Origin of the sequence: Micromonospora inositola, from assembly GCF_900090285.1 — a bacterium.
GTDB classification, from domain to species: Bacteria; Actinomycetota; Actinomycetes; order Mycobacteriales; family Micromonosporaceae; genus Micromonospora; species Micromonospora inositola.
The window spans coordinates 1,389,714-1,411,235 of the sequence record NZ_LT607754.1 but is presented as its reverse complement, the minus strand read 5'-3'; the positions used below and the strand labels follow the sequence as shown (position 1 = coordinate 1,411,235).

Sequence of the window (21,522 nt, the reverse complement as noted above, 5' to 3'; positions counted from 1 at the left end):
CAGCAGGGCCGCGCCGGGGGAGCGCGGAGGGTGAGGTCTCGGCGGCGATGCGAGACCGGTACGAGAGGCGCCAACCGACCGCAGCAGCACCGCATCACCGAGAGCGACGGTATTGCCACCGAGTCACCTATGTCAAGCATGTCTCTGAGTCAGTCGCCCACCTACGCCATTCGTTCTACATGCGTTGCCTGCGTCGAAGCGGCTGATCAATACTGGGTGGGCCAACCGACTGCAAGGGGCCTGACGTGCCTATTCCGCCCACGATGGACGAGCTGCTCGACGATCTCCTGAGCAAGATCAAGGACGGGACCTATCCGCCCGGCTCTCAGCTCCCCTCCGGGCGGGCGCTGGCGGCGGAGTACGACGTCTCGCAGTCCACGATCAGCCGGGCTGTGGCGACGCTGCGAGAGCGGGGTGTGCTGGTCGGCCGCCCGGGTCGCGGCGTCTTCGTCGCGGAGTCCACCCGGCGCTGACCCTCGACGGCTGGCGCGAGCAGGCCCAACGCAGACGGTCCGGCCTTATGACCTCGCCAAGTCACCGCCCTCGAAGGCCGCCTGACGGACCGACCGTTGACCTACGCATTACGAGATCAAGTTGCCCGCTCCGGTGGCCTGGGTGCATGGGGGTCTAGCAGCGGAAATGCCTCTCGACATCTCACAACACTCGCCCGCCGTCCGTCGACCTCTTGCGGACTAGATGCGGACTAGTCGCCGGGCGGGACCATGAACATCGCGGGCGATGCTGTCGCCGTCTCAGAGATTGCTGCGCCGCGATCCACTCGCGCTGTCGCTCGCCAAACTTTCTGACCGGTTCCATGGAACCTTTGGCCCCGCTCGTGAGTGGACGTGGTGGAGAAGGGAGGTGACGGTGTCCGACGGTGATCTGATCTCCGAGTTGTACGCAGGCTGTTTCCGGCGGCTGGTCGTCCAGCTGTACGCGGTGAGCGGGGACGTGAACGAGGCCCAGGAGGCGGTCCAGGAAGCGTTTACGAGGGCGCTGGCTGCGCCCCGGCGCTTCGCTCGTCTGGAGAATCCGGAGGCGTGGCTTCGGCGGGTGGCGGTGAACGTTGTCCGCAGCCGGCATCGGCGGCGTCGGGTGCTGGACAGGCTGCTGCGCCGGATCGGCCCGCCGGCTGCGGTTGTCGACCGGTCGCCGGAGCATGTTGCGCTGCTAGCCGCCCTGCGGAGCCTGCCCGAGGGGCAGCGGCATGCGCTGGCCCTGCACTACCTGGTCGACCTGCCGGTCGATGAGGTTGCGGCGACTCTCGGCGTCTCCGCCGGCACGGTCAAGTCCCGTCTATCGCGGGGTCGGCGGGCGCTGGCGGAGCTTCTCACCGACCCCGATGTCAACGACAGCACGAGCACCGGGAGAATCGATGTCCGATCGTGAGTTCACCGGCTTCGATGTCGACACCATCGCCGACGCCGTCCGGCAGCCGCCCCTCGACGATCTCCGGTCAGCAGCGAGGTCCCGCCGGCGCCATCGCATCGGCGGGGTGGGGGTGGCCCTCGTGGTCTTCGCCGGCCTGGCGGTCCTGCCCCTGGCCGCCGGCCCGCGCGGCGTGGACTGGGCCGACCCGACCCCGCCTCCGCAGGCCGACGACCGCGGCACCCAGCTCTTCATGACCGGTCCGGACTCCGGTGTCGGCGTCGAACAGGTCGACTTCGGGTGCACGGTGCGCTTCGCGCACACCGAGGACGGCGGGCAGAGCTGGACCGAAGACGACACGGCCCAGTACCGGGCCACGACCTGCCGGGTCAACGGGTCCGGGAACAAGGAGGCCGACATGGCGTTCTCCGTGCTCGGGCAGCGCTCCTACCTGGTCCTCGACGGCGACAAGTCCCGGCTCTCCAGCGACTACGGCCGAACCTGGCGGGACGCGGAGCAGGCGATGGTAACCGTGCCCGCATTCCCGCCGAAGGCCCGTGCTGTGTTCTGTCAGCAGGGCTGCGGCGCGATCCGCCAGCCGCTCGCCGTGGACCCGTCGACCGGGACGGTGTACCGGCTCGGCGGGAAACCGGCCTCGCCCTACCCCCCGTACAGCATCTATCCGAGCGCCGACGGAACTATCTGGGCGACCTACTGGCCGGGCGACGTCGACGTCATGATCGTCGCCCGGAGCGTCGACCAGGGCGCCACGTGGAACACCTGGCGACCGGCCAAGGGGGCGGACGTAATCGCGGTCGCCGGGGTCAGCGAGCGGGAGGCCTACCTGCTGATCGAGCCCCCGCCATCGCCCGGCGCCGAGCCGATGGAGCGCAAGGGCCCGTCCCAGCTACTGCACACCACGGACGGCGGAGCGACCTGGAAGGACGTCGGCACAGACCTGCCCGCGTCGCCGGCGCACCGGCCGTTCGCCATCGGCTCGGACGGCTCCCTGCTGATCGCCCAGCCGGGCAACATGACGCCGGCCCTCGCCTCAGCCCTGCTAGTCAGCCGGGACGGAGGGCGGCATTTCACCAAGTCACGGGAGTATGACCGGCTTGATGGCGGGGTCGGGGCCGCCCCGGGTTTCGCCTGGCTCTACGGGCGGGACGACATGTCGGCGCTCGGCGCGGACCACACCGCGATCACGCGGGACGGTTCCTCCTGGGCCCGACTCGATCTCCCTCACTAAGCCCGGTGCGTCGGCGTGGCCGGGCGGCCGCGCCGACACGCGTCGGATCACTCTCGCCCATCGGGACAGGGTGTAAGAGGCGGAGCCCAGCCGGATGCGGGAGTCGCCGTTCATGTCGGCCATCCAGCGTCGCGGCATCTCGGGTGCATCCCACGGCCTGAAAGCGGACCTCCTCGTCGGGCAGTCGCCAGACCGTCCAGCCTCCCCGGACGGGGACCAGGTGGAGCGCCCTACCGGACGAACGACCTGGTCCCCGTCCGGGGAGGCTGGTAGCCCTTGTGGTGCCCGGCGAGGTGATCCGCGGCTGATCTCTGAGGAGGGTCGGGGTTCGGGGCGGAGCCCCGAGGTCTTCAAGGCATTGTCGTCCCCAAGCGTGGCCGGCCGGCCCGGCCGATGCCGGCCGGAGGTCGCCAGCAGGCCGGGGCTGGGCCGGCGCGGCCCGCTTTGCGGGCCGCCTTGATCTGATAGAGCGGAATTCGGCAATGCACGCGGTCCGCGGTCTGTCCTCCGTCGACTGATGTGCGACACATGTCCGCCAACTGATCTGCGACACCTCAGCACGCTGATCGCGGCATGTGCGGGCGCTACCGCGCAGTGGCCGATGGCGGGAGGTGCGAGTGTGACCCTGAGGGCGCGCAGCTACGTCTCCCGCCGGGTGGATACCAGCATGTCTGACGTGCTGGTATCAGGGGCCACCGAGCAGTTGCTGGCGAGCCGCAGCAAACTCCTCGTCGGTCAACTCGCCGCGTTGATGCTGCCGGACCAGCACCGACAGTTGGGAAATCTGGCCGATGATCGGACGGGCTGCCCCAGCGACCGGCGCTGGCGCCGAGTCGCCCAGGTAATGAGTTGCTGGCGCCGAGTCGCCCGGGTAATGAGTTGCTGGCGCCGAGTCGGCCAGGTAATGAGTTGCTGGCTGCGGTGCCAGCTGTCTGACCGGACGGAAGAAGCGGTTGGCTGAGGGTCGCGCGAGCAGCACGACGACGACGATCAGGGCGAGCATCGCGAAGAGGGCGAAGCCGGCGCTGAGGTACTGATAGGCCGGCGGGTACGCGGCCGGCAACCGCTGGACGAACGTGTGAGTTCCGGAGGCGTCACGGCTGAAGGCGGACACGTAGGCGATTCCGCTGAAAGCGGGCGTACCAGCTTGACCCAGCCCGCAGAAGCTGCACATCAGGGACAGACCGATCGCGATCCAGGCGATGATGCGGCCCGCGAAGTGCCCCGCACGCACTGAGGCCGCGATACCCAGTAGGACCAGTGCTGCCACGGCGGTGATCAACGCCGCGACGTAGGGCAATGCCGAGGCCAGTGGTTTGAGAGCGTCAAAGGCACGTGGGTCGACGTCGGAGGCGTTCAGTGCCTCGCGCACTCGGTCCGGGTATGCAGCTGCCCCAGCGGCGACCGCCACCGCGTCTGCGAGATACCCGGCGGCCACGACGGTCATCAGAGTCACTGCAATCGTTACCGACCGCGGCCGTCCGCCGACCTTCGCCCGATCCACCATCGGCACTCCCTTCTCAACGGTTGCCGGTGACGCTAGCAGCGGCCGTCGATGGGAGCGATCGGCGGCTCGACACACTCTCGGCATAGAAAGACGTTCTGCGTGTCGATGCAGGACGTAGGAACGTCCCCCTGATGCGCTTGGCGGGCTTGGTGTCCCATCGCAGGAGGAGGACGTTCATGGGTAACGGTAGCGGCGTGTCCCGGGGTGACCGCAACCGCAACGCGCGGCTTGCTCGGTTGCGGGTGCTGGTCCCGGCCACGAACGCGATCGTCGGCATTGACCTGGCAGATAAGAAGCAGATGGTCGTGGTCACCGATCATGACTCAAAGGTGTTGGCGCGCAAGACGTTCAGGTGCCGGGCGTGGGATCTGGGTGCGGCGCTGGACTGGGCCGCCGAGCGGGCCGCGGCGAGGGGGTGGGCGGGGGTGACGGTGGCGTGCGAGCCGACCGGGCACCGGTGGCGGGTGCTCGGGCAGCTGGCCGCGGACCGGGCGATGCCGTTCGTGTGCGTGCAGCCGATGCTGACGTCGTGGGCGCGGCGCAGTGAGGACCTGACCTCGGACAAGACCGACGAGAAGGACGCGGTGCTGATCGCCCGGCTGACCGCGCAGCTGCGCTGCTACGTACCCGAGCCGGTCGATGAGACCTGGGGCCGGCTGCGGCATCTGGGCGCCCGCCGCGAACAGCTCATCATCGAGATGGTCAGCCAAATCCAGCAAATCCGCGCGCTGCTCGAGTGCGTGTGGCCCGCCGGGCGAGCGATGCTGCTGTGGCCCGCCTCACGGCCGAATTCGCCACCTACCTCACCGTCTACTCAGACATCGAGATCGTCTATAACGGCCAACAGATCGATCCCCAATCCTCGATTCATCGGGACGAACGCTATCCGCTGACGTTTTCGAGCGCGGACGGACCGGAGAAGCACGCCGTTCTCCGGGTAGTTGAGTGGACCATGCGGACTCCCCGAGAGCTTCACCTCTGCGATGCGGACGGAATGACGATAGACATCGCAAACGCAGGAATCCAAGCTCCTGAGTTCGACTTCACGGCCTACGTGCTGTGGGACGAAATGAGAGAACATCAGGGGCAATTCCTGCTGATGGAGAGCGAAGATTCTGAGATATTCGCGCTAATTGGGGCCGCCCGGTCGCAACTCCGAGAACACTTCCGGGAGCGTTCAACGGAGCGGCGACGTGAGGTCATCGAAAAGTGGAAGGCTGATGGCTCATACCCATACAAGGATGAGCCGGAGGATGATGTCGAGCGACTTGAGCGTGAAACCTTCGACGTCGTCGCTACCACCGTGCATCGCCACATGCCTCGGCCCAAAAGGCAGCAGAAGGTCACGCTCGCTCTTATTAGGGAAGCAGTAAAGCACCAACCTGAAAATGTGCACCGAATCCTCGATGAGGTTTTCCGACTCTCCAACGACGACAAGTCGGCACTAGATAACCTGCTCAACCGCACCAACCTCTCTAGCATGATCAAGGCGTCCAGCAACGTTGCGGATCGGCTCGACTTTCTTGCGGCACTTAGTCACATGGTCATCGACCCCGAAGTCAGGAAGATGGTCAAAGAGAGGTCGCAGCTCCATAAGATCCTCGAAAACGAGGCGTGGGTCTTTGGTGATCACTACAGCATCTTGGTCAGCGATCAGGCGCTAGACACGGTACTTGACCGGCATCTGCACATTCTGGGCCGCGAGAACAGGGCGCCCGAGCCAGTGCGTCGCCTTGACGGCTCGACCGGGATCGTGGACCTAATGCTCTCTCGCGCTAGACGTGAGCACGATCGCCGCCAGCATCTTGTTGTCGAACTCAAAGCGCCGGCAGTGGTGGTTGGAGCAAAGGAAGTCAACCAAATCAAGAGCTACGCCCAAGCTGTTGCCTTCGATGATCAGTTCCATGACCGGACGGTCGAGTGGGACTTCTGGCTTGTGACCACCAGGATGGACAGGGTTGCCAGAATCGACGCAAATCAGCGTGAGAGAAAGCCGGGATGCGTTTGGGACTTCACCGAAGGAGCGATCACTGTCCGGGTCTGGCTCCGCACCTGGTCCGAAATAGTCGAAGAATGCCACGATAGGTTGCAGTACTTCCGCGAGCACTTGGACCATGACCCAAATCTCGGGCACGCCCTCGAATACCTCAACGCGAACCACAGCGCGGTTATACCCTCCGCCCTGCGGTTGCCTGAACAACAGGACGCCGAGGATTTCGCTCTAGAGAGCCTGGATGGCGCCGGTACGCAAAGTGCCGGTCGGCCGAGGTAATGGCTTGCTACGGTAACCGCACTGCGAGACCCTATTCGACGAACCGGAGAGACTCCACCGGGAACAGCCCGAATGCCTCAGTCTGCACCCCTGCGCGATCGACGCTGTACGGCCGTGCTAGCTCTGGATCTCCTGGGCAGCGCGGACGATCAGTCGCCGTGCATCTTCACCGGTGACGGCTTCGGTCCAGAGTCGTTCGATGGCCCTGGTGTAGGTGGCTGCTTCGTCGTCGCGGTAGGTGGTCTCGCCGACGAAGGTCTCCACGATGGCGACGTCGTCGTACATCTGGAAGGAGTTCTGCGGGGTGGTGGCGAGGGGGACGCCGAGCGGCAGGATGCCGAAGCGGATGTTCTGTACGCCGACGACGGTTTGCAGCCGGTCGAGCTGGCCGCGCATGACCTCGGGTGAGGCGAGCAGCCACCGCAGCACGGGTTCGGCGAGCAGGAACTCGAACCGCTTGGTGGTGTCGTAGAGGAGCTGTTGGCGCTGCATCCGGGTGGCGACTGCGGTGTCCACGTCGGCGATGTCGAGGTTGTGCAGCTCGACCATCTCGGTGAGGAGGCGGCGGGCGTAGTCGGCGGTCTGGAGCAGCCCGGGTACGTACACGGTTTCGAAGTGCCGGATCAGGCGTGACTCGGCGACGAGCTGGTTGTAGCTGTCCTGAACGGCGGCCTGGCCTTGGCGCATTCGGCGGCGGAAGCTGCGGTGGGCGGCATGGACCTCGCCGAGCATCCGCAACAGGTCCTGGGCGGCGGTGTCGTCGGCGCCGCAGGCGCGTGCCCAGGCGTACAGGTCGGCGGGGGCCGGCATCTGGCGGCCGTTCTCCAGTCGGGAGACCTTCGACGGCGCCCAACCGTTCGCCTCGGCGAGTTCCTTGCCGGACAGGCCGGCCTGCGTGCGCAGGGCACGCAGGCGATCGGCCAGTCCTTCGGGCTGGGTCAGCCACTCTTCCATCGGGTTCACTTACCGCTTGGGGCCGATCAGGCTGAACACGTCGCCCTCCCGGCCGTCCTCGCGGACCAGCGTCGCGGTCAGCCCTAGCCGGCGGCGGGCCTGGAGGTCCGCGGTCAAAAGAGGGTTTCTTGAAGATCACCAAGGAAAGCGCCCGGCCCAGGATCGGATGATCCTGGACCGGGCCGGATTCGTCTGCGCGTCAGTCGAACGCGGCGGCGAACATGCCGGGCTGGTAGGAGCCGCCCTGCTGGTGCACGATCACGGCGAGCCGGTTGGCTGCGTTGATCAGGGCGACCAGGGAGACCAGCGCGGCGACCTGGTCGTCGTCGTAGTGCTTGCGTACCTGGGCCCAGGTCTCGTCGGACACGCCCTGGTGAGCGTCGGCGAGCCGGGTGCCCTCTTCGGCGAGCGCCAGCGCGGCCCGCTCGGCCTCGGTGAAGACGCTGGACTCGCGCCAGGCGGCGACCAGGTGGAGCCGGACCGCGGTCTCGCCGGCGGCCGCGGCCTCCTTGGTGTGCATGTCGATGCACCAGCCGCAGCCGTTGATCTGGCTGGCGCGCAGCGACACCAGTTCCTGCGTGGACTTCGGCAGCGGCGACTGCTGGATCACCATGCCGGCGTTGGCGAACCGCTTGAAGAACTTCATGGCGATCTCGTTGTCGAACATGTTGAATCGGGCGTCCATGGTTCCGTCCTTCACTCGTGGTGTTCGGTGGACGAACATGAGATGCCGGCGATCGGGTCCCTGTGACGGCGCGGCCAGGTGACGGCCGCCACAGCCGGAGGTGTCACACAACGGCGGGGTCCGGCATCTGGTGGGCGACACAGTCGAGAGCGAACGGGAGTCACCCATGGTGGGCACGCCGCAGACCGCAGCCGACGATCGAGGCCGGGGCATCGGCCGTGACGACCGCCCGGATCCCGCCACCGAGGCGTTCCTCGCCCACCGCAACCTGCTGTTCACCGTCGCGTACGAGATGCTCGGCTCGGCCGCCGATGCGGAGGACATCCTGCAGGAGACGTGGTTGCGGTGGGCGGGCGTCGATCTCGGCACGGTGCGGGAACATCGTGCCTACCTTGTCCGGATCACCACCCGCCAGGCACTCGCCCGGCTGCGTACGCTCGGCCGCCGCAGAGAGTCCTACGTCGGCTCCTGGCTGCCCGAGCCGCTGCTCACCGCGCCCGACGTTGCCGAGGACGTCGCGTTGGCCGACAGCGTCTCGATGGCGATGCTGCTGGTGCTGGAGACGCTCGCGCCGACCGAACGGGCGGTGTTCGTGCTGCGCGAGGTGTTCGACGTCGGGTACGACGAGATCGCCGAAGCCGTCGACAAGAGCCCCGCCGCGGTCCGTCAGATCGCACACCGGGCACGGGCACACGTCGCGGCACGACGGCCGCGCCGGGTCGTGTCGGCGACCGAGACCCGGTACGCGCTCGACGCGTTCCAGCGGGCGCTCGAAACCGGCGATCTGCAGAGCCTGCTCGACATCCTCGCCCCCGATGTCGTCCTGCTCGGCGACGGTGGCGGGATCAAGCAGGCCGTCCCGCGACCCATCGTCGGAGCCGACAAGGTCGCCCGCCTGCTGGCCGGCGGCTGGGGCAGAATCGCCGACATTACGTCGCTTCGGCCGGCGCAGGTCAACGGCCACCCGGCGCTGATCATCCGGCTCGACGGTGAGCTGGACACCGTGCTGGCCGTGCGGATCGACGACGGCCTCATCACCGGGCTCTACGCCGTGCGCAACCCCGAGAAGCTGTCGCACATGGAGCGGGAGACCGTCCTGAGCCGCTGACTCCGGCAACGGACGCGTGGCCGGCTGAGTCGTTTACGACATCAGCTCCACAGCGTGCGAGACAGACACCTGCGCCGGGCCGCGCGTCAGTCGACCGTCGGCAGCGACGGGCCGAGGACGTCGTCGGCGTCGATGATCGTTCAGGCGTACCCCTGCTCGGCGAGGAAGCGCTGCCGGTGGGCGGCGTACTCGGTGTCGATGGTGTCCCGGGAGACCACCGTGTAGAAGTGGGCCTGCCGGCCGTCGGCCTTGGGCCGGAGCACTCGGCCGAGCCGCTGCGCCTCCTCCTGGCGGGAGCCGAAGGTGCCCGACACCTGGATCGCCACCGCCGCCTCGGGCAGGTCGATGGAGAAGTTGCCGACCTTGGAGATGACCAGGGTGCGGACCTCGCCCGAGCGGAACGCGTCGAACAGCCGCTCCCGCTCCTTGTTGGTGGTCGAACCCTGGATGATCGGCGCGTCGAGGTATTCGCCGAGCTGGTGCAGTTGGTCGATGTAGCCGCCGATCACCAGCACCTGGTCGCCCTTGTGCCGGTCGACGAGCGCCTTCACCACCGGCAGTTTCGTCCGGGCGGTCGCGGCCATCCGGTAGCGCTCCTCGGCCTCCGCCGTCGCGTACGTCATCCGCTCGGCGTCGGTCAGCGTGACCCGTACCTCGGTGCACTCGGCCGGGGCGATCCAGCCCTGCGACTCGATGTCCTTCCACGGCGCGTCGTACCGCTTGGGGCCGATCAGGCTGAACACGTCGCCCTCCCGGCCGTCCTCGCGGACCAGCGTCGCGGTCAGCCCCAGCCGGCGGCGGGCCTGGAGGTCCGCGGTGAACCGGAAGATCGGCGCGGGCAGCAGGTGCACGGCGAAGCGTTGAAAATATGGTACCGCCAGCAGTACCATATACCGGTGCCGTCCATAGACAAGCTCGTTGAAGCGATGCGAAGGAACCAGCAGAACGTCGCCTACAACGATCTCTACGGGGTGTGCGAGCACTACTTTGGGAAGCCACGGCAGGCTGGCACCTCCCACGCGGTGTTCAAGATGCCCTGGGCGGGCGACCCACGCGTCAACATTCAGAACGACAAAGGCAAGGCCAAGGCGTATCAGGTACGGCAAGTCCTCAAGGCGATCGACAAGAAGGAGGCCATGTGATGCAGACCGATCCCCGTCCTGAGGTATCCCACTACACCTACCGCGTCACCTGGTCGACCCAGGACCGCGAGTTCGTTGCCACCTGCGCCGAGTTTCCGTCCCTCTCGTGGCTGGCGTCTTCTCAGATCGAGGCTCTGCAGGGACTCCAGGATCTGCTGCGTGACGTGATCGCGGACATGGAGGAGCAGGGCGAGCAGGTGCCGCAGCCGTTCGCTGAGCGCAGCTACTCGGGCAAGTTCAACCTCCGCGTCGGAGAGAGCCTGCACCGCGAACTCGCCATCCACGCCGCCGAGGATGGCATCAGCCTCAACCAGTACGTCCTGCGGAAGCTCAGCGCGGCCTGATCAGTCCACGCTCGGGAGCTTCGGGCCGAGGACGTCGTCAGCGTCCACGATGGTGTACGCGTACCCCTGCTCGGCGAGGAAGCGCTGCCGGTGGGCGGCGTACTCGGTGTCGATGGTGTCCCGGGAGACCACCGTGTAGAAGTGGGCCTGCCGGCCGTCGGCCTTGGGCCGGAGCACTCGGCCGAGCCGCTGCGCCTCCTCCTGCCGGGAGCCGAAGGTGCCCGACACCTGGATCGCCACCGCCGCCTCGGGCAGGTCGATGTAGCCGCCGATCACCAGCACCTGGTCGCCCTTGTGCCGGTCGACGAGCGCCTTCACCACCGGCAGCTTGGTCCGGGCGGTCGCGGCCATCCGATACCGCTCCCTCGGACTCCGCCGTCGCGTACGTCATCCGCACTGGGACGGCCAGCCGCTCGCAAGGGGCCTCCACGTGCCGAATCGCCAGCCATGGACGAGTTGATCAAGGATCTGCTGAAGCGGATCGAGGTGGGCGAGGTTCAGCCCGGATCGCTGATACCGTCCAGCCGAGAACTTGGCTGCTCACTACGACTTGTCGCTCTCGACGGCTCTGCTGCGGGCTTGTCATACACGTCCCGGTACTCCCGACACCGGCACCCCAACCATCGGACGTGCTCGTTCGTCTTAATGGTGGGGCGGCAGGAACCCGATACGAACGAGGCGGAGAAGGGGGCGGGGTGACGAGCTGGGAAGGCGTGCTCACCGGGCTGGTGCAGCAGCGGGGCACTACGCTCAAGCGGTACGGCTACCTCCTGTGCGGTGACAGCAGCGAGGCCGAGGACCTGGTTCAGGATGCCCTCGTTCGCACGTTCAGCTCGGCCCGGCGCACGGATGTGGGACAGGTCGAGGGGTACGTCCGCACCGTCATGCTGCGCTTGTACCTCGACCGGACGCGTCGCCGGAACCTCTGGCGGCGGATCCAGCCGCTCGCGGCGCCGGCGCCGCAGCCGGATCAGCACGCGTACGCGGACCTGCGGGGAGATCTCGGCCGCGCGCTGCGGGAGTTGTCCGCCCGGCAGCGGGCGTGCGTAGTCCTGTATTACTACCTCGACCTTCCGGTGCAGGAGTGCGCCGATCTGCTCGACCTCAAGCCCGGAGCCGTCAAGCGGTACCTGTACGAGGCCCGCTCGCGGCTCGCCGAACGGCACGGGCCTCCCGAGCCTGCCCGGGAGGAGCACTGATGCAGCCTGATGAGCCACAGCTGCGCGACGGCCTGGAGGTGGTCGCAGCGCAAGCCGGGCCGCTCCGCCTCGACGCGGCACCTGTCGTACGGCGGGTACGCCGCCGTCGCCGTCGCCGGGCGCTGGTCGGCGCCACCGCCGGGACCGCGATCGCGGTGCTGGCCGTGACGGCGATCGTGGGGAGCCTCGGCGGCGCTCCCCGACCGGAGCGGGCGGTCGGGGGCGATGCGTCGGTTGATCCGTCGATGGCGGTCACGTCCCCGGTCGCCTCGCCGGTGCCCGACTCCCCGGTGTTCATGTGCGGCCGCCGGCTCGAGCTGCCCGACGCGGCGAGCACCCGGTCTGCCCTCACCATGACGGTGGGCAGCGCCAGGTACCGCAGCGATGAGGTCGGGCCGATGCTCAGCGTGACCTTCACCGCCAGCGCCGCGACCCACGTCACCTCCAGTCCGCCGGGCCTGTTCCAGGTGCTCTATCTCCGGGACGGGCTCATCGTCGGCGGTGGCCCGATGTTGAACGGCCCAGGGGACACGCAGCCCCAGGGCATCGATGCCGTGGGCTACGGGTTCGAGCTCGGGCCCGGGCATCCGGCACAGCTCGATCTCGGCGCGCGCGACCGGCTCTGTCCGTCCCTGACCTGGCGCCAGATCTGGTCCGAGCCCGAAGCGTACGAGGTGGTGGTGCTCCAGGGGCCGGTCCAGGGCGGGTCGGGGCAACTCTCGGTTGGCATCCCTGCCCTGTCCGGTCCGCTGCTGAGAGGCCGAGCCCGGTTGTCCAGGTGAGCGGTGCGCGGCGCCGACATGGCACCGCGCACCAATCAGCTCACGGCGCGAGGGTCATTCCGAAGTTGGAGAAGATGTATGGCGCCTCGGTCCGGCCGGAGCACCCGGCTGAGCCGCTGCGCCTCCTCCTGGCGGGAGCCGAAGGTGCCCGACACCTGGATCGCCACCGCCGCCTCCGGCAGGTCGATGGAGAAGTTCGCGTACGTCATCCGCTCGGCGTCGGTCAGCGTGACCGGACGGATCTCCTTGCGGGCGAAGCGGTTGCTGCAGTTCCGGGTGCGGGTCTACCGACGGGGCCCTGGTAACGGGAGTGGCCAAACGGGCACCACACCGAGCAAGGAATCTTTAGGTTTAAGGATGTGCCGAAGTACCGCATCGAGGTCTTTAGCGACGCCGTCATGGCCATTATCATTACCCTCCTCGTCCTTGATCTGCGAGCACCAGAAATCGACGCCCACGCCACCTTGCATGAATACCTGCAAGCGATGACGCCCCTTGTGCCAAAGTTCGTCAGCTTCGCCCTGTCATTTACCATGGTGGCAATCTTTTGGGTAAACCATTACTATTTCTTCCGCCGTATCAAACGAGCCACCGGCCGTCTGGTCTGGCTCAACAACCTGCTCCTCTTTTGGCTCTGCCTACTACCGTTTCCCACGCAGTTCCTCGGTGAGCATCCGACCGATCAAATCCCTGTCATGCTCTATGGCGTAGATATCTTCTTCTGCGGTGCGGCCTTTCAAATGCTTCGTTGGCATGCCTCACGGGCTGGACTGCTTGAAGGTGGTGACGAGGTAGTGCGAGCCCACGGACCGCGGCAAAGTGTACCTTCCGTCATCCTCAGCGGTCTGTCAATCGTGCTCACGCTGATCAATGTACATGTTGCCCTGGCCTGCCTCGTGCTAGTACCTCTCCTGTATTTCGTCCCTCAGGCTTGGCGTTATGCGGCGAGCCGGCTGTCCGCACTTGAGCAGCGTGTCGCCCGTAAATGAGGCTCGCCTCTGACGGCTGAATCGTTTACGACATCAGGTCTGTAGCGAGCGCGAGGGCCAGTCGCTCCCCGCGCGGCCTCCCCGAGGCTCTCGGTGGCCGATGCCGCTTCCCGGAAATGGCGTTGTCGGGGCGACCCGGACACCGAAACATCCCGGAAGCCGAGTCGATCAAGGACGAGGGCTCAGTCGAACGACGGCAGCGACGGGCCGAGGACGTCGTCGGCGTCCACGATCGTGTACGCGTAACCCTGCTCCGCCAGAAACCGCTGCCGGTGCGCGGCGTACTCGGTGTCGATGGTGTCCCGGGAGACCACCGTGTAGAAGTGGGCCTGCCGGCCGTCGGCCTTGGGCCGGAGCACTCGGCCGAGCCGCTGCGCCTCCTCCTGGCGGGAGCCGAAGGTGCCCGACACCTGGATCGCCACCGCCGCCTCGGGCAGGTCGATGGAGAAGTTGCCGACCTTGGAGATGACCAGGGTGCGGACCTCGCCCGAGCGGAACGCGTCGAACAGCCGCTCCCGCTCCTTGTTGGTGGTCGAACCCTGGATGATCGGCGCGTCGAGGTATTCGCCGAGCTGGTGCAGTTGGTCGATGTAGCCGCCGATCACCAGCACCTGGTCGCCCTTGTGCCGGTCGACGAGCGCCTTCACCACCGGCAGTTTCGTCCGGGCGGTCGCGGCCATCCGGTAGCGCTCCTCGGCCTCCGCCGTCGCGTACGTCATCCGCTCGGCGTCGGTCAGCGTGACCCGTACCTCGGTGCACTCGGCCGGGGCGATCCAGCCCTGCGACTCGATGTCCTTCCACGGCGCGTCGTACCGCTTGGGGCCGATCAGGCTGAACACGTCGCCCTCCCGGCCGTCCTCGCGGACCAGCGTCGCGGTCAGCCCCAGCCGGCGGCGGGCCTGGAGGTCCGCGGTGAACCGGAAGATCGGCGCGGGCAGCAGGTGCACCTCGTCGTAGACGACCAGGCCCCAGTCGCGGGCGCCGAACAGGTCCAGGTGGGTGAACGCGCCGCCGCGCCGCGAGGTGAGCACCTGGTACGTGGCGATGGTGACCGGGCGGATCTCCTTGCGCTCGCCCGAGTACTCGCCGATCTCGTCCTCCGTCAACGACGTGCGGGCAATCAGCTCCCGCTTCCACTGCCGGCCGGCGACCGTGTTCGTCACCAGGATCAGCGTGGTCGCCTTCGCCTCGGCCATCGCCGCCGCCCCGACCAGCGTCTTGCCCGCGCCGCAGGGGAGCACCACCACGCCCGACCCGCCGGCCCAGAACGCCTCCACCGCCTCCCGCTGGTACGACCGCAGCGTCCACGGCTTACGCCCGCCCTTGCCGGCCTCGGCCAGCTCGATCGGGTGCGCCTCGCCGTCGACGTACCCGGCCAGGTCCTCCGCCGGCCAGCCGAGCTTGAGCAGCGCCTGCTTCAGCCGGCCCCGCTCCGACGGGTGCACCTGGATCGTGTCGTCGTCGATCCGGTCGCCGAGCATGCCGGCGAGCTTCTTGCTCTTGGCGACCTCGACCAGCACCACCCGGTCCAGGGCGCGCAGCACCAGACCGTGCGCCGGGTCGTTGGCGAGCTGGAGCCGGCCGTACCGGTCCATCGTCTCGGCCACGTCGACCAGCAGCCCGTGCGGGACCGGGTAGCGGGAGTACTTGATCAGCGTGTCCACCACGCCCTCGGCGTCGTGGCCGGCGGCCCGGGCGTTCCACAGCCCCAGCGGGGTCAGCCGGTAGGTGTGCACGTGCTCGGGGGAGCGCTCCAGCTCGGCGAACGGCGCGATGGCCATCCGGCAGGCCTGCGCATCCTGGTGGTCGATCTCCAGCAGCAGAGTCTTGTCCGACTGCACGATCAGTGGTCCACCGCTCACGCCAGCGTCCTCTCCCTTGCCGGATTTTCGCGCCCGTCGGCCGGCTGACCAGCCGAAGGCCGACCATCCAGTGTTGCACGCGCAGGAGTGTTACCGAAAAGTCGCACAGCCGACGCAACGCACCCGGCGCTCCCATACGTCTAGCAAGGTGACGGCTGTCCAGGGGAGGGCCCATGAAGCATGTCCGGATTGTCGCTCGGGTCGTCGCCCTGGCAGCGGTCCTGCTGGTCGGCGTCGGTGCGTGCGCGCTCGATCCGCAGGGCGACGGAACCGGCGCGGCCGCGCCGGCCCCCGTCGGCCTGACGGAACGGGCATCGGGGGCGAGCGCGACGCCCGCGCCTGACCCGACCACCGGTCGTCCGGCTCCGCAGCCGAGCCGGACGGCCACGCCGAAGCCCAGCCGCACGGCGACGCCGAAGCCGAGCGCCACACCGAAGCCAGGCAGCTCCGGCTTCACCGGCTGCCCGCAGGGCGAGCACCAACGGGCCGTGGAGACGTACCTGGCCCGGTTGGGTGGGTTCGGGAAACTGACCGTGGACGGGCGGCAGTCCGCCGCCGACTGCGCCGCGATCAAGAAGTTCCAGCGCCGGTACGGCATCAGCCCGGCCGCGGGCCGCGCCGGCGCCACCACATACGACGTGGCGAAGCGGCTCGCCACCACCGACGTGCACCGCTGCCGGGCCGGCTCGGGGCTCACCTTCTGCATCGACCTGACCCGGCAGACGGTCTGGGCGATGCGCGGCGGCACAGTCGTGCTCGGCCCCACCGTCACCCGGACCGGCATGGCCGGGTACGCCACGCCGGCCGGCACCTACCACGTCGGCGGCCGGAACCTGCGGGAATGGTCCAACCCGTACGAGGTGTGGCTGCCGTACTGGCAGCAGTTCAACGGCGGGATCGGCTTCCACGAGACCACCACGTACCTGCACAACGGCGCGATCGGCTCGCACGGCTGCGTCAACCTGCTGCACGCCGACGCCGTCCGGCTCTGGGAGCTGGGCTCCATCGGCACCCGGGTGGTCGTCATCGGCCGCCGCCCCGGCACCTGAACCGGATCGGGGTTTTCGCCCCTGTCACCGCCGCCCGCCGGGTGACACGCTGGAGGTCAGGCCCGGCCGGGACGGGGGTGGGAGATGACGGTCGACCAGGACGCGATCCCCGACGACGATCGGGCACCGGCCGACCAGGTCTCCACGGCGGCCCTGGTCGGCTACGCGGCGGCCGCGGTCGGCCTGGTCGGCTGGTTCCTGTTCGGGCTGCTGGTGCAGCGGCAGGGCTTCGTCGACTCGGTCGGCGAGTCGGCCGGCGCCGGGTTCGCGCTGCTGCTGGCCGTCTCGGTCATCGGCACGGTCCGGCGCAACGGGCGCTGACCGGCCGGCTCAATCCTCCAGCACCGCCGCGGTGATCCGGTGCAGCGCGAAGGTGTGCAGCATCTCCGTCCGCTCGTCCTCCGCGCGCAGGTAGCCCGCTCCCATCGACACCGGCCGGACCAGCCGGGACGCGGTCGCCCCGTGCGCGTCGACGTACCCGACCCAGACCAGCGCCTTGTCGCGGATCGCCTGCTGGAGCACGGCCAGCGCCTCGCTGTGCCCGTGCGCCGGCGCCGGCCCGGTGTGCGCCGCGCCGCCGCGGACCACCGCCGGGGCCCGCCGGGCCGCCCGCGCCGCCGCCTCGCCGCGCCGGATCTGCTCCACCACGCCGCGCAGCCGGGGCAGCGGCAGCTTCGGCGCCGCCAGCGGGTCGAGGGTCCGGGTCGACACGGGCACCCGGGCCGGCGCCCGCCGGGTCTTCGGCCGGGCCAGCACCGTCGCGCCGCTGGCGTCCTCCGGCACCGGGGCGTAGCCGGCGTCGCGCAGCGCGACCAGCATCCGCTGCACCTGGTACGGGGTGGAGAGCACCGTCGGGGCCAGCCGGCGGAACGCCAGCGACTCCAGCCGCCGGTCGGCCAGCACCTCGGTGAGCAGCGCCTCGTCGTCGCTGCGGACGTAACCGCCGGCGGAGCCGACCCGCAGCCCGCCGTGCTTGCGCGCCACGTCGTCCACCAGGTACGTCAGGCCCTGCGGCACCGGGGTACGCGACCGGCGGCGGAACAGCTTGTGCAGGTCGTCGGCCGAGTAGCCGGCGTCCAGGGCACGCCGGACGCTGGCCGTGGTGACCCGGTGCACGCTCGCCCCGCCCGCCGACTCGTGCTCGGCCACCACCTCCAGCTCGGCGGCGAGCGCCGGGTCGGGCGGGCCGGGCACCACCACGGTCAGGTCGGCCTGCACCAGGAAATGGTCGACCGGGGCGGGGAGCAGGGCGTCCAGCGCGCGTACCGCGGTGGACGGCTCGCCCGACTCGGCGTCGGAGCGCAGCCCGAGCGGGTCGTCCGCGCCCCGCTCGTCCGCCTCGGCCACGTCGGACAGCAGCAGCCGCCCGTACGAGGTGAGCGCGCCGAGCCCGGTCACGCCGAGCTGGGCCGCCTCGGCCAGCACCTCCCGGTGCGCGGTCTCCCGGCCCCGGGCGCGTCGGGGCGTCCGCCAGTCCAACAGCTCCAGCACCTCGTCCGGGGTGGGCGCGGTCGCCGGTTCCAGGTCGGCCAGCACCCCCAGCACGGCCCGGCGGGCGGCCGGCGCGCCGGCCCGTTCCGCCTCGGCGGAGAGCACCGAGATCGGCCGGTCCCGGTCGTCCCGCTGCCCCACCAGGCCCGCCTGACGGGTCATGGTCAGCCAGGCCCGGGCCAACTGCTCCCAGCGGTGCGCGAGCGAAGTGGCCCGCCACACCTCGTACCCGCCGGTGGGCAGGACCTGCTGGTCGCCGCCGTACCGGGTGGTGGCGCTGCCGGTCAGGTCGAGTTCCCCGAGCAGCCCGGCCGCGTACGCCACCTCGAAGAGCAGCGCGGTCGTCGGGTCGTCCAGGCCGAGTCCCCGGGCCAGCCGGCGCAGGTCGCGGACGCCGACGCCGCCGGAGCGGAGCACCGGGGCCGGCTCGGCGGCGAGCGCCTCCAGCAGCGCCTCGGTGTGGCGTACCACCTCCATGGTCTGCCCCGTCCCGGCGGAGTCGACGGCCTTCGGCTCCCGCGGCGGGCTCGACACCCGGGGTGGGCTGGTGCGCAGCGGGCCGAGCGGGCCACTGTCCCGACGCAGCAGCAGCCCCACCTCGCGGGGAAGTTCGACGGTGCCACCGTTCTTGCCGCCCGACACCCGGACGAGCAGCCGGTGGTCGACCAGCCAGCGAATCGGGGAGCCGGTCGGCGCGCCGCCGTTGGTGGTGTCCGGGGGCAGGCTGTCCTCCGCGCCGACCGCGGGGGCCTGCAGCGCTCCCGGCGGCACGCTGCCCACCGGCGGGCCGGCCGCGAGCCGGTCCAGGATCGCCCGGGCCGAGGGGGGTGCGGCCAGCAGCGTGCGCCGCAGCTTCGCCGGGTCCGCGCAGAGGGCCGCCGTCCGCGGGTCCAGCTCCGCCGCCGGTCGGCCCAGCCCCGCCGGGTACGGGGCCACCTCGTCGACGCCGGCCACCACGCGCAGGTCGTGCTCGGGGCCGTACAGCAGGAAGAGCGCGCGGAGCTTCTGCACCGCGGCACGGACGGCGGTCGGGGCGGGCGGGTGCGGGCCGGCGGTGGCCATCGCCAGGATCGCCGCGGTGGCGGTGCCCCCGGAGCCGGGGTCACGGGTGAGCCGGGCGGCGTCCAGGATCTGGAGGGTGAACTGGTCCAGCCCGTCGAGGGCGCGGGCCACGGAGACCCGGGACTGGGCGCGGATCGCCAGCGCGGAGACGTCGGCGGGCACCGGCACGACGAGGTCCGGCCGCAGTTGGAGCAGGGCGGCGAGGGCCTCGTCGGGGAGGGTCCGCAGCTGGTCGGCGAGTGAGGTGGTCATCGTCGTTCCACGCTAGCCCGGCCGGGGCCGGTCCCGCCCCTCGGACGTCCGGCTCGCCGGGGTTGGCCGCGGTTGGCCGGGTACGTTCTCGACATGCCCCCACTGATGGTCGGATTCGATCTCGACATGACCCTGGTCGACTCGCGTCCCGGCATCGCGGCGGCCTACCGGGCCCTGACCGCGCGGACCGGTGTGCACGTGGACGCCGACGCGGCGGTGTCCCGGCTGGGCCCGCCGCTGCGTACCGAGATCGCCCGTTGGTTCCCGCCGGAGCGGGTGGAGGATGCGGTGACCGCGTTCCGGGAGCTCTACCCGGCGTACGCGATCACGCCGACCCTGCCGATGCCCGGCGCGGAGGCGGCGATCCAGGCGGTGCACGCGCGCGGCGGTCGGGTCATGGTGGTGACCTCGAAGATCGGCCGTTTGGCGAAGCTGCACCTGGACCATCTGGGGCTGGCGGTCGACGAGCTGGCCGGGGACCTGTTCGCGGAGGAGAAGGCAACCGCGCTGCGGGAGCACGGGGCCACCCTCTACGTCGGGGACCACGTGGCGGACATGGCGGCGGCGGAGGCGGCGGGCATCCCGGGTGTGGGAGTGGCGACCGGGCCGTGTTCGCCGGCGGAGTTGTCGGCCGCCGGGGCGTACCTGGTGCTGGATGATCTCACCGGATTCCCGGCGGCGCTGGACCGGATCATCGGGCTAGCCTTGGAGCAGTAGACGTTTCGAGCGAAGCAGGGGTTTCAGGTGCCGACGGGTCGAGTGAAGTGGTACGACGCGGCCAAGGGATACGGGTTCGTCACCAGTGACGAGGGCGGCGACGTGTTCCTGCCCAAGGGCGCGCTGCCGGCGGGCGTCGCCGACCTGAAGGGTGGTCAGCGGATCGACTTCAGCGTGGTCGACAGCCGCCGGGGCGCCCAGGCGATGGGGGTCAAGCTGCTGGAGGCGCCGCCGTCCGTGGCGGAGCTGCGCCGCCGGCCGGCCGAGGAGCTGCACGGCCTGGTCGAAGACATGATCAAGGTGCTGGAGGCGAAGGTCCAGCCGGACCTGCGCCGGGGCCGCTTCCCGGACAAGAAGACCGCGCAGAAGGTCGCTCAGCTGGTCCACGCGGTGGCCCGCGAGCTGGAGGTCTGAGGGACGAGCCCGGCGTCGGTGGCCCGGCCCAGCAGCGCCTCGACGGCGGCGAAGCCGGCCTCTCCCAGGTCGGCGGTGAATTCGTTGACGTAGAGGCCGATGTGCCGGTCCACCACGTCGGGCTCCATCTCCTGCGCGTGGGAGAGCACGTACTCCCGGCTGGCCTCCGGGGCGGCCCACGCCTGGCGTACCGACTCGCGGATCCAGGCGGCGGCCTCGACCGGGTCGACCGTGCCCTTGCGGGCCAGGATCGCCCCGAGCGGGATCGGCAGGCCGGTGTCGCCCTCCCACCACTCGCCGAGGTCGACCAGGGCGGTCAGCCCGTGCCGCGGGTAGGTGAACCGGGCCTCGTGGATCACCAGTCCGGCGTCGTACCGGCCGGCGGCGACACCCGGCATGATCTCGTGGAACGGCACCACCTCGATGCGCGCCGGCGGCCGCTCCGCCGACCAGAGCCGGAAGAGCAGGTACGCCGTGGTCCGCTCGCCGGGCACCGCGACGGTCGCACCGGAGAGGTCGGTCCGGTCGCCCCGGGTGAGCACGAGCGGGCCGCAGCCGCGGCCGAGCGCCCCGCCGCAGGGCAGCAGGTGGTAGTCGTCCAGGAGCCAGGGCAGCGCCGCGTAACTCACCTTGACCAGGTCGAACGCCCCTCGCTCGGCGGCCGTGTTGGTGACGTCCACGTCGGCGTAGGTCACCTCGACCGGCGGGGCGCCGGGCACCCGCCCGTGCACCAGGGCGTCGAAGACGAACGTGTCGTTGGGGCAGGGCGAGATCGCCAGAGAGAGCGCCACGCCCCCACGTTAGCCCCGCCCCCCTCCCGGCCGTCGGCCCGCCCGCCCGCCGCCGGCCGGCCCGCTGCCGGCTCGCCCGCCGCCGTCGGCCCGCCCGCCGTCACCCCGGCTCTTCGTCGGCGGCCGTCCCGGCCTTCGGCAGCCGCCGATCGGACCGTCGGCGTCGTCGCCCTGGGCTTCGATGCAGTTGTCTACCTCGGACGCTACGAAGCTGATGACGTAGATGGATCAGGGGGCTCGGCTGCCGGTCGGGCCGGCTGGTGGATGGGGTGAGTCATCCACGTC

Annotated in this window: 20 protein-coding genes and 4 pseudogenes; 15 read left to right on the top strand and 9 right to left on the bottom strand. The window is 69.8% G+C overall.

From position 1 onward, the window contains the following. The first annotated feature begins 263 nt into the window (after positions 1-263). The 3 genes from GA0070613_RS06740 to GA0070613_RS06730 all read left to right on the top strand — a co-directional run bounded on the left by GA0070613_RS06740 (position 264) and on the right by GA0070613_RS06730 (position 2,617). Positions 264-473 carry a winged helix-turn-helix domain-containing protein gene (locus GA0070613_RS06740; protein ID WP_089011507.1) on the top strand — a complete coding sequence of 70 codons (210 nt, stop codon included), beginning with the start codon at positions 264-266 and terminating at the stop codon, positions 471-473. A 265-nt stretch (positions 474-738) separates the two neighbouring features. Then, positions 739-1,389 (top strand): RNA polymerase sigma factor, encoded by a 651-nt coding sequence (locus tag GA0070613_RS06735; protein ID WP_089011506.1) that lies wholly within the window; start codon positions 739-741, stop codon positions 1,387-1,389. Further along, positions 1,376-2,617, top strand: a complete 1,242-nt coding sequence (locus GA0070613_RS06730; RefSeq protein WP_089011505.1) for a WD40/YVTN/BNR-like repeat-containing protein — start codon at positions 1,376-1,378, stop codon at positions 2,615-2,617. The genes GA0070613_RS06735 and GA0070613_RS06730 overlap by 14 nt, the downstream gene beginning before the upstream one ends. A gap of 685 nt (positions 2,618-3,302) precedes the next feature. Here GA0070613_RS06730 and GA0070613_RS06725 read toward each other — a convergent pair. After that, positions 3,303-4,064, bottom strand: coding sequence for an SHOCT domain-containing protein (locus tag GA0070613_RS06725; protein ID WP_157746289.1), 762 nt, complete (start codon positions 4,062-4,064; stop codon positions 3,303-3,305). A gap of 191 nt (positions 4,065-4,255) precedes the next feature. Here GA0070613_RS06725 and GA0070613_RS06720 point away from each other — a divergent pair, with 191 nt between their 5' ends. Next, positions 4,256-5,017, top strand: coding sequence for an IS110 family transposase (locus GA0070613_RS06720; RefSeq protein ID WP_089011503.1), 762 nt, complete (start codon positions 4,256-4,258; stop codon positions 5,015-5,017). A gap of 1,496 nt (positions 5,018-6,513) precedes the next feature. Here the strand turns inward: GA0070613_RS06720 and GA0070613_RS06710 are convergent. Both GA0070613_RS06710 and GA0070613_RS06705 read right to left on the bottom strand, forming a co-directional pair. Further along, positions 6,514-7,350: a helix-turn-helix domain-containing protein gene (locus GA0070613_RS06710; protein ID WP_157746287.1), complete on the bottom strand. Its 837-nt coding sequence runs from the start codon at positions 7,348-7,350 to the stop codon at positions 6,514-6,516. 199 nt (positions 7,351-7,549) lie between these two features. Next, positions 7,550-8,035: a carboxymuconolactone decarboxylase family protein gene (locus GA0070613_RS06705; RefSeq protein WP_089011500.1), complete on the bottom strand. Its 486-nt coding sequence runs from the start codon at positions 8,033-8,035 to the stop codon at positions 7,550-7,552. A 166-nt stretch (positions 8,036-8,201) separates the two neighbouring features. On the opposite strand from GA0070613_RS06705, the gene GA0070613_RS06700 reads away from it, so the two are divergent. Further along, positions 8,202-9,143, top strand: coding sequence for an RNA polymerase sigma-70 factor (locus tag GA0070613_RS06700; RefSeq protein WP_089011499.1), 942 nt, complete (start codon positions 8,202-8,204; stop codon positions 9,141-9,143). Positions 9,144-9,283: 140 nt separating this feature from the next. Here the strand turns inward: GA0070613_RS06700 and GA0070613_RS06695 are convergent. After that, a pseudogene (locus GA0070613_RS06695) lies at positions 9,284-9,994 on the bottom strand (helicase-related protein); the annotation flags it as partial. Between the two features lie 45 nt (positions 9,995-10,039). Between GA0070613_RS06695 and GA0070613_RS06690 the strand changes: the two are divergent. Together GA0070613_RS06690 and GA0070613_RS06685 are read left to right on the top strand one after the other, a co-directional pair. After that, positions 10,040-10,285 (top strand): toxin HicA, encoded by a 246-nt coding sequence (locus GA0070613_RS06690; protein ID WP_231929690.1) that lies wholly within the window; start codon positions 10,040-10,042, stop codon positions 10,283-10,285. Continuing rightward, complete coding sequence (locus GA0070613_RS06685; protein WP_089015794.1) at positions 10,285-10,629, top strand: type II toxin-antitoxin system HicB family antitoxin; 345 nt, start codon at positions 10,285-10,287, stop codon at positions 10,627-10,629. The genes GA0070613_RS06690 and GA0070613_RS06685 overlap by 1 nt, the downstream gene beginning before the upstream one ends. On the opposite strand, the pseudogene GA0070613_RS06680 reads toward GA0070613_RS06685, so the two are convergent. Then, positions 10,630-11,080, bottom strand: a pseudogene (locus tag GA0070613_RS06680) (DNA repair helicase XPB); the annotation flags it as partial. It abuts the gene before it with no gap. Here GA0070613_RS06680 and GA0070613_RS34325 point away from each other — a divergent pair. The 3 genes and pseudogenes from GA0070613_RS34325 (at position 11,077) to GA0070613_RS06665 (ending at position 12,610) form a co-directional block, all read left to right on the top strand. Then, positions 11,077-11,275: pseudogene (locus GA0070613_RS34325) on the top strand (GntR family transcriptional regulator). The pseudogenes GA0070613_RS06680 and GA0070613_RS34325 sit on opposite strands and share 4 nt — an antisense overlap. A 49-nt stretch (positions 11,276-11,324) precedes the next feature. Next, positions 11,325-11,828 (top strand): sigma-70 family RNA polymerase sigma factor, encoded by a 504-nt coding sequence (locus GA0070613_RS06670; RefSeq protein ID WP_089011498.1) that lies wholly within the window; start codon positions 11,325-11,327, stop codon positions 11,826-11,828. Then, the gene (locus GA0070613_RS06665; RefSeq protein WP_089011497.1) at positions 11,828-12,610 is read left to right on the top strand and encodes a hypothetical protein; all 783 of its coding nucleotides are present in this window, start codon (positions 11,828-11,830) and stop codon (positions 12,608-12,610) included. The genes GA0070613_RS06670 and GA0070613_RS06665 overlap by 1 nt, the downstream gene beginning before the upstream one ends. Positions 12,611-12,702: 92 nt before the next feature. On the opposite strand, the pseudogene GA0070613_RS34320 reads toward GA0070613_RS06665, so the two are convergent. After that, a pseudogene (locus tag GA0070613_RS34320) lies at positions 12,703-12,807 on the bottom strand (hypothetical protein); the annotation flags it as partial. Positions 12,808-12,969: 162 nt separating this feature from the next. Between GA0070613_RS34320 and GA0070613_RS06655 the strand changes: the two are divergent. After that, complete coding sequence (locus GA0070613_RS06655; RefSeq protein ID WP_089011496.1) at positions 12,970-13,599, top strand: TMEM175 family protein; 630 nt, start codon at positions 12,970-12,972, stop codon at positions 13,597-13,599. A 182-nt stretch (positions 13,600-13,781) separates the two neighbouring features. On the opposite strand, the gene GA0070613_RS06650 is transcribed toward GA0070613_RS06655, so the two are convergent. Beyond that, positions 13,782-15,461, bottom strand: coding sequence for a DNA repair helicase XPB (locus GA0070613_RS06650; protein WP_089011495.1), 1,680 nt, complete (start codon positions 15,459-15,461; stop codon positions 13,782-13,784). Between the two features lie 173 nt (positions 15,462-15,634). Here GA0070613_RS06650 and GA0070613_RS06645 point away from each other — a divergent pair, with 173 nt between their 5' ends. Together GA0070613_RS06645 and GA0070613_RS06640 are read left to right on the top strand one after the other, a co-directional pair. Continuing rightward, positions 15,635-16,510, top strand: a complete 876-nt coding sequence (locus tag GA0070613_RS06645; RefSeq protein WP_089011494.1) for a L,D-transpeptidase family protein — start codon at positions 15,635-15,637, stop codon at positions 16,508-16,510. 84 nt (positions 16,511-16,594) lie between these two features. Further along, a complete protein-coding gene (locus GA0070613_RS06640) occupies positions 16,595-16,831 on the top strand; it encodes a hypothetical protein (RefSeq protein ID WP_089011493.1) in 237 nt (78 codons plus the stop codon). A 9-nt stretch (positions 16,832-16,840) separates the two neighbouring features. Here the strand turns inward: GA0070613_RS06640 and GA0070613_RS06635 are convergent, their stop codons facing one another. After that, complete coding sequence (locus tag GA0070613_RS06635; protein WP_089011492.1) at positions 16,841-19,315, bottom strand: helicase-associated domain-containing protein; 2,475 nt, start codon at positions 19,313-19,315, stop codon at positions 16,841-16,843. A 93-nt stretch (positions 19,316-19,408) separates the two neighbouring features. Here GA0070613_RS06635 and GA0070613_RS06630 point away from each other — a divergent pair, with 93 nt between their 5' ends. Together GA0070613_RS06630 and GA0070613_RS06625 are read left to right on the top strand one after the other, a co-directional pair. Then, positions 19,409-20,032: an HAD family hydrolase gene (locus GA0070613_RS06630; protein ID WP_089011491.1), complete on the top strand. Its 624-nt coding sequence runs from the start codon at positions 19,409-19,411 to the stop codon at positions 20,030-20,032. Positions 20,033-20,059: 27 nt separating this feature from the next. Beyond that, on the top strand, positions 20,060-20,446 hold the full coding sequence (locus GA0070613_RS06625; protein WP_089011490.1) for a cold-shock protein: 387 nt from the start codon (positions 20,060-20,062) through the stop codon (positions 20,444-20,446). Here GA0070613_RS06625 and GA0070613_RS06620 read toward each other — a convergent pair. Further along, positions 20,407-21,237: a 1,4-dihydroxy-6-naphthoate synthase gene (locus tag GA0070613_RS06620; RefSeq protein WP_089011489.1), complete on the bottom strand. Its 831-nt coding sequence runs from the start codon at positions 21,235-21,237 to the stop codon at positions 20,407-20,409. The two genes, GA0070613_RS06625 and GA0070613_RS06620, sit on opposite strands and share 40 nt — an antisense overlap. Between the last annotated feature and the right edge of the window lie 285 nt (positions 21,238-21,522).